Raw genomic sequence first — 6,196 nt, forward strand, 5'->3', positions numbered from 1 at the left:
CCCCCCACGTACAGCTCCCCGCTGGCCCCCGCCGCCACCGGCCGCATCGCCGCGTCCAGCACATGCAGCCGGGTGTAGGGCAGCGGCCCGCCGATCGGCGGGGTGCCGCCGCCGACGGGCAGCGGTCCGGTCCAGGAGGCGACCACCGTGGCCTCGGTGGGCCCGTAGGAGTTGATCAGCCGGCGGCCGGCGGCCCAGCGGTCGACCAGCTCGGCCGGGCAGGCCTCGGCTCCCACGATCAGTGTCCGCAGGTCGGGCAGGCTCCGGTCACCGGTCGGGGCGGGCAGCGTGGCGAGCGCGGCCGGCGGGATGAGCGCGTGGGTGATGCGCTGCTCGGCCAGGACGTCGGTGAGGTCGTCGCCCAGCCACGGGCCGTCCGGCGGCACCACGAGGGTGGCGCCGGACAGCAGGGAGACGCACAGCTCCAGGACCGCGGCGTCGAAGCTCGGGGACGAGAACTGCAGGACGCGGTCACCGGGTTCGACGGCGTACCGGTCGGCCGCCGCCGCGGCGAAGCCGGCCAGTCCCGTGTGGGCGACCGTCACCCCCTTGGGGACGCCGGTCGACCCCGAGGTGTAGATGACGTAGGCCGGGTGCGCGGTGTGCAGCGGCGCGCACCGGTCCGCGTCCGTCGGAGTGTGGTCCGGTCCGGCGGCGAGCCGGATCCGCGCCGGATCGTCGAGGACCACGGCCGGATCGGCGTCGGCGCGCATCAACTCCCGGCGTTCGGCGGGGTAGGCCGGGTCGACGGGCAGGAACGCGCCGCCGGCTTTGGCCACGGCCAGTTCGGCCACGATCAGTTCGACCGAGCGGGGCAGCACCAGCGCCACCGTGCGCTCCGGCCCCACGCCGCGTCCGATGAGGTCGTGCGCCAGGCGGTTGGCCCAGGTGTCGAGTTGGCGGTAGGACCAGGTGCGCCGGCCGTCGGTGACGGCGGGTGCCTGCGGGGTGCGCGCCACCCACGCGGCGAACAGCTCACCGAGCGAGCACGGGGGCACCGGACGGACCGCGCCGGGCCCGGAGACCGGCGAACCGGTCCGGGTCGGCGCCACTGCGGACGCGGGAGCGGAGGTTTCGTGCGGGTCCGACATGGAGGTCAGTCCTTCGGGGCGGGGACGGGCAGGGCACGAACACGTCGAGCAGCCCGGGAGAGCGGTCCCGGACAGGGCGGGTGGGGCCGAGGTCCGGCCGGGCCCGGCGCGAAAGAGCGGGGAGGCGCGCGGGCCGCCGGCGGCGGGCTCGACTCAGGCGGTGGCGGTACGGCGGGCCGTGCGTCCGGAGATCTGCAGCCGGTCGATCGCGCCGGTGTCCGGATCACGCACGAAACTTCCGCCGGGGACCCGGCGGCCGGACGCGGGGTCCACCAGATCGCAGCTCAGGTCCGCGTAGCAGACGAGGGGGGCCGGCGTGTCACCGTTCACGGACAGCGCCAGGGAGCCCTCCGCGTCGGCGGTGACGCGGTATTCGACGGTTCCGTTGTGATAGGTCCCGGCGCACTGGGGAAGTGCGAAGGGACGGCCGGCCTCCCGCGGGGACGGTGCCGCGGGCACGCTCACCCCGGTGATCTCGGCGATGTCGTCGGCCAGTTCGTGCCACAGGGCGGTGCCGCTGTTGGCGTTGCTGGTGAAGGCGACCACGGTGCCGCTGTCCGGTTCGGCCCGCAGATGGCAGGAGGTGCCCTGCGCGTTGCCGTCATGGCCGCACCACTGTGCCGCGCCCTGCTGGAAGAGCGCGAGGCCCATCCCCCAGGCGTCGGCCAGGACACCCGGCACGGCGCCGGGAACCGGGCGGCGCATCTCCTCGGCAGCGTCCTTCGGCAGCACCGGGCGGGGGCCCTGTCCGATCAGCTCCCGGCCCAGTGCGACCAGGTCGAGCGCGCTCGCCAGCAGGGCACCGGCCGGCGCCTCCACCGGCGCCAGGGTCTGCCGCACCGGCCGGACGCGCCCGGAGAGCGGGTTGGCGGAGTGTCCGCTCGCCACCGGCCGCTCCGGTGCGGGGTCGCCGAGGAAGGCGGGCCGGGTGCCCAGGGGTTCCAGGAGGAAGGCGCGCACCGCGTCCTGCCAGGGCATGCCCGTCACCGATTCGATCAGCCGGCCGGCGGCGACGAATCCGGCGTTGGAGTAGGAGAAGCCGGTCCCGGGCGGGCACACGGCGTCCCGGTCGGCGCAGTGCGCGGACAGATAGCGGGACGGCGTCAGGGCCACGACGTCGTCCGAGTCGGGCCCGGTCGGGAGTCCCGCGGTGTGGCTGAGCAGCTGCCGCACGGTCACCTGCGGCGTCCGCAGCTCCGGCACGTACAGGGCGACCCGGTCGGCCGGCGCGAGGTCGCCGTCGGCGGCGAGCAGCATGACGACCACGGCGGTGTAGCACTTGGTGACGGAGCCGAGCGGCACCGCGGTGTCCGTGGTGAACGGCCGGCCCGTGGAGGCGTCCGCCTCGCCGGTGTGGACGCTGTACGTGACCGCGTCGGTGTGCACGGCGAGTTGGGCTCCCGGCACCTGATGGGCCCGGGCGAGCGTGTGCAGACGCTCTTGTAACAGGCGACGTATCTGCGTCTGCTGCCGGCTGATGACCGGAGCTCTCGTGGCATACGGCATGAGAAAGCTACTCCCGGATCTCGAAATTCACGAGGCGTTGATGTGCCGGCTCACCGTGAACCGGTCCCGGTCGCGGGTCGGCGCACCGGCCTCCGGACCTGATCGCCGAGGTGTGCTCGACGGCTGACTCCCCGCGCGCCCGCGGTCCCTGCGGCGGAGCGCGCCGGGAACGGCGCTATGACCTCCGTACCTCCAGCGGCAGCCGGCGCACGCTGACGATGACGGCGGGATTCTGGATCTCGACCTCGCGGCGAGAGGCCACGGCAATCTCAGAAAAACGTTCCAGCAGCAGTCGGAGGGCGATCCGCGCCTCCATCCTGGCCAGCGGCGCACCGAAGCAGAAGTGGATGCCGTGGCCGAAGGTCAGGTGCGGGTTGGGGCTGCGGGTCACATCGAAATGGTCGGGATGGTCGAACCGGGCCGGATCGCGGTTGGCGGAGGCCAAGTTGGCCATCACCACCGAATCGGCGGGCAGGGTCCGCCCGGCGAGCCGGACCTCACGGGTGGTGCGGCGTCCCAGTTCGGGGAACGGCGGCAGCCACCGCAGGACCTCTTCGATGACATCCGGCAGCCGGCCGGGTTCGGCGCGCAACAGAGCGGCCTCGTCGGGGTACTGGTCGAGGCTGAGCACGGCGTTGCCCAGCAGGGCGGTGGTGGTGATGTGCCCGGCGACCAGCAGCAGCGCCACGAAGCCGACGATCTCCTGGTCCGTCAGGCGCACCCCGTCCACCTCGGCCCGCACCAGCCGACTGGTCAGCCCCTCGCCCGGATTCCTCCGGTGGTGGCGGATGTGGTCGAGGATGTAGCCGTTCATCTCGCGCACGGTGGGCGCGATGGAGTCCAGCGCGCGCTCGACGTCGGCCATGTCCAGCGAGGCGCCGATCTCGTCCCCGCCGAAGAGGGTGGCCGCCCACTCCTGGAACAACGCCCGGTCGCCGGCCGGGATCCCCAGCAGTTCGGCGATGACGATGATGGGCAGCGGGTAGGCCAGCGCGTCGACCACGTCGAACCGGTCGCGGTCCCCGACGGCGTCGAGCAATTCCGTGGCCACGGCGTGAATCCGCGGTTCGAGTCCGGCCACGACACGCGGGGTGAAGGCCTGGCTGACCAGGGTGCGCAGTTTGCGGTGCGCCGGCGGGTCCATGCCGACGAAGTTGCCCTGGCGGAAGGTCTCGAAGTCCGGCTGGGTGGGGGCCAGTCCGGAGAAGTCCGAGGAGTACGCGGCCGGATCGGCGAGCACGGCGGCCACGCTCTCGTGGTCCAGCACCTGCCACAGCTTCTGCTGCTCGTCGTAGCGGACGGGGCCGGCCTGCCGCGCGGTTCTCCACCCGTCGACGAGCTCGTCGAAGCCGAAGGGCGCCTGTATCAGTTCGTTGCTGGTCACCGGTTCTCCCTGGAGAGCGGGTCCGGGAGGGTTCGCTCCTCGCCGGCAGTGGTGCATACGACCGGTAGGCGGTCGTGTGCCCCGGAACGATGGATTGCGATACGGCACAACGGACTCACGGTCACCGCCTTTCCTGACCTTGGTTGATTTCTTGCTTGTTTCCGGTACGGGCGAAATCGCCGCTCCGGAACTCCGTGCACAGTGTGGTGTCCGCGGTCACTCCGGAGGGCGAGGCACCCGGAGTTCCGCGACCGCACGGCCGCTCAAGGGGATGTGCGGTGAATTCCGGCGCGCGGCAGGCCGCGGCACGCAAATACCGGGTCGCACCACAAAGCGACAGCCCGGGCAGCCGCATTCGCGCTCCGAGTCGTCACGGACGCGGGCAGCGCCGAGCGCCACTGCACGGTGAGCGGCACGGGCGGCGTCCCGGTGCCACCGCGACCTGCGGCGGACGGCGGCGCGAAGGCTGCCTCGGCGGTCGGCCGGGTCCCCACCGGGGCCGTACCGCGGGCCGTTCACGGACAGCGTGCGGTCCGCAATGTCACCGGCCCGACCCTTCCGCCCCTCGGCGAATCCCACCGGGCAAACACAGCCGGTTTCGCCTCCCCACTCGGTGCACAACTTCGCGAGCACCCTCTCCCACCATCCGTCACTTCATGGACAAACGGTAGCGACCGCACAGTCGACCTTCCCGATATCACTGATCCCCCACTGAAGACCCCTCGCACCCGACACGAATGCGATGTCCCGTCCCGGGCAAAAGGCGGCTGACCCCATACGCCAACCACCGCTGCCGAAAAAGGAAACGAGAGAAGAGTACGCATTACTGGCAGGTATCGCTTGGTGTTGTCAGTGATTCGTACCCTGGAAGCTTTCGCGCCAGTTCGACGTGGCGACAGTCTTCACTCCCGGTCATACGATAGCAACCCCCCAAGGCTTCACGGAGGGTGACTTCAAACCCCAGTTACCTTAACTCGCCCGTAAGTTACCGGGGCCCCTGTTACCCCTGAGGCGCTGGATTCGACTTCCCGTTCGAACCGCCCGCCGCGAATGGGATGCCACCACAGCCGAAATCCCGCAAAACCCTTCCCGGGACACCCGTCGCCGCAGCAGGCAACGCCCCCACCACCCGTGACAACGGCGCAGCCCAGACGCCGTGTATTCCTGACGGTACATCAATTAATTGCCGATTTACCGGCATTGCTCGACGCCTTCAGAGCCGGGCTACGGAGGCCGCGACGTCAGCAAGCCGGGCCGCAACGGGGACCAAGGGGCACGGGCGGGCCCGGGCAGGTCCGGAATGGCGGCCCGGGCCGATTCAGTGGCGTCCGGCCAGCCAGGAAGACGCACCACTCGATGTCTGACTTTCGACGGCCGCATCATTGGCTGGATTTGATGTCTTGCGGGCAGCGCGCGCACCGCGGTATTCACCCCTCCGCCGAATAGGAGGAAAAGAACGGCCATGCGCCCCAATAGGCCGCGGCATTGCCCGTGGACGGCATCCCGGCCTCGGCCCATGCCGAAGGGGCGCACCCGGCGCGGCGCACCGGCCCGGCCGGCGACGGTTCAGTTCCGGCCCGCCCGCACGGCACCCCGGCATGTGCAGGTGCGAAGAGGCAGGCGCCCATCGGGGCAGCCGGCAGCGCCATATCGGGCCAACAAGGAAGGGAGCACGTCCAGTTGCCGGGCCCGGACGGCCAGAGCGACCGCGCCGGTGCCCGCTCACTGAAGGCCGAAATTGGCGCATACGTGCGACTGAGGCGTGCTTAGATATAGCTTATGTGCCGTCGGGCGATGCGCCGGGCAACGGTGCACGACGCCAGCGAGCTCGTCGGCTGAGCCGTCCCCGCGCCGAGGGTCCCGCCGGCTCCGCCGCACGCGGTCCACGGCCGTGCCCGTACCCCGCATCGGCCCCCTTCCGCTTTCCTCATCCACCTGGACGTCAGCCGGGCCCGGCTGACGTCATGACGACAACAGAAGAGTTCATGAGACGAATACCTTGGACGCGCACCGCCACCCTGGGCGTGTGCGCCTCGATTGCGTCGCTCGCCCTGGCCGTTCCGGCGACCGCGGTCCCTGACCTCGCCGGCCGGGCAACCGCCTCCGCCACTCGGAGCGCGGCGGCGCCGCTGTCGCACCCCACACCCCCCGCGCCCCCGGCCGGCGAGGTCAGGGACCGCGGTCGCCGGAACGGCCAGGGCGAGCGACGCAATCG

3 protein-coding genes and 1 pseudogene are annotated in these 6,196 nt (G+C 71.6%); 1 reads left to right on the top strand and 3 read right to left on the bottom strand.

The features are described 5' to 3' along the window. The 3 genes from EST54_RS32885 to EST54_RS32895 form a co-directional block, all read right to left on the bottom strand. Positions 1–1,091, bottom strand: a 1,091-nt coding sequence (locus EST54_RS32885) for an AMP-binding protein (protein WP_153189273.1), incomplete at its 3' end; no start/stop codon positions are given. Positions 1,092–1,244: 153 nt separating this feature from the next. Beyond that, complete coding sequence (locus EST54_RS32890; protein WP_129251341.1) at positions 1,245–2,597, bottom strand: serine hydrolase domain-containing protein; 1,353 nt, start codon at positions 2,595–2,597, stop codon at positions 1,245–1,247. Positions 2,598–2,772: 175 nt separating this feature from the next. Continuing rightward, the gene (locus EST54_RS32895) at positions 2,773–3,981 is read right to left on the bottom strand and encodes a cytochrome P450 (protein ID WP_129251342.1); all 1,209 of its coding nucleotides are present in this window, start codon (positions 3,979–3,981) and stop codon (positions 2,773–2,775) included. A 1,985-nt stretch (positions 3,982–5,966) separates the two neighbouring features. Between EST54_RS32895 and EST54_RS35145 the strand changes: the two are divergent. Continuing rightward, positions 5,967–6,196: pseudogene (locus EST54_RS35145) on the top strand (hypothetical protein); the annotation flags it as partial.

The organism is Streptomyces sioyaensis (genome assembly GCF_004122735.1).
GTDB classification, from domain to species: Bacteria; Actinomycetota; Actinomycetes; order Streptomycetales; family Streptomycetaceae; genus Streptomyces; species Streptomyces sioyaensis.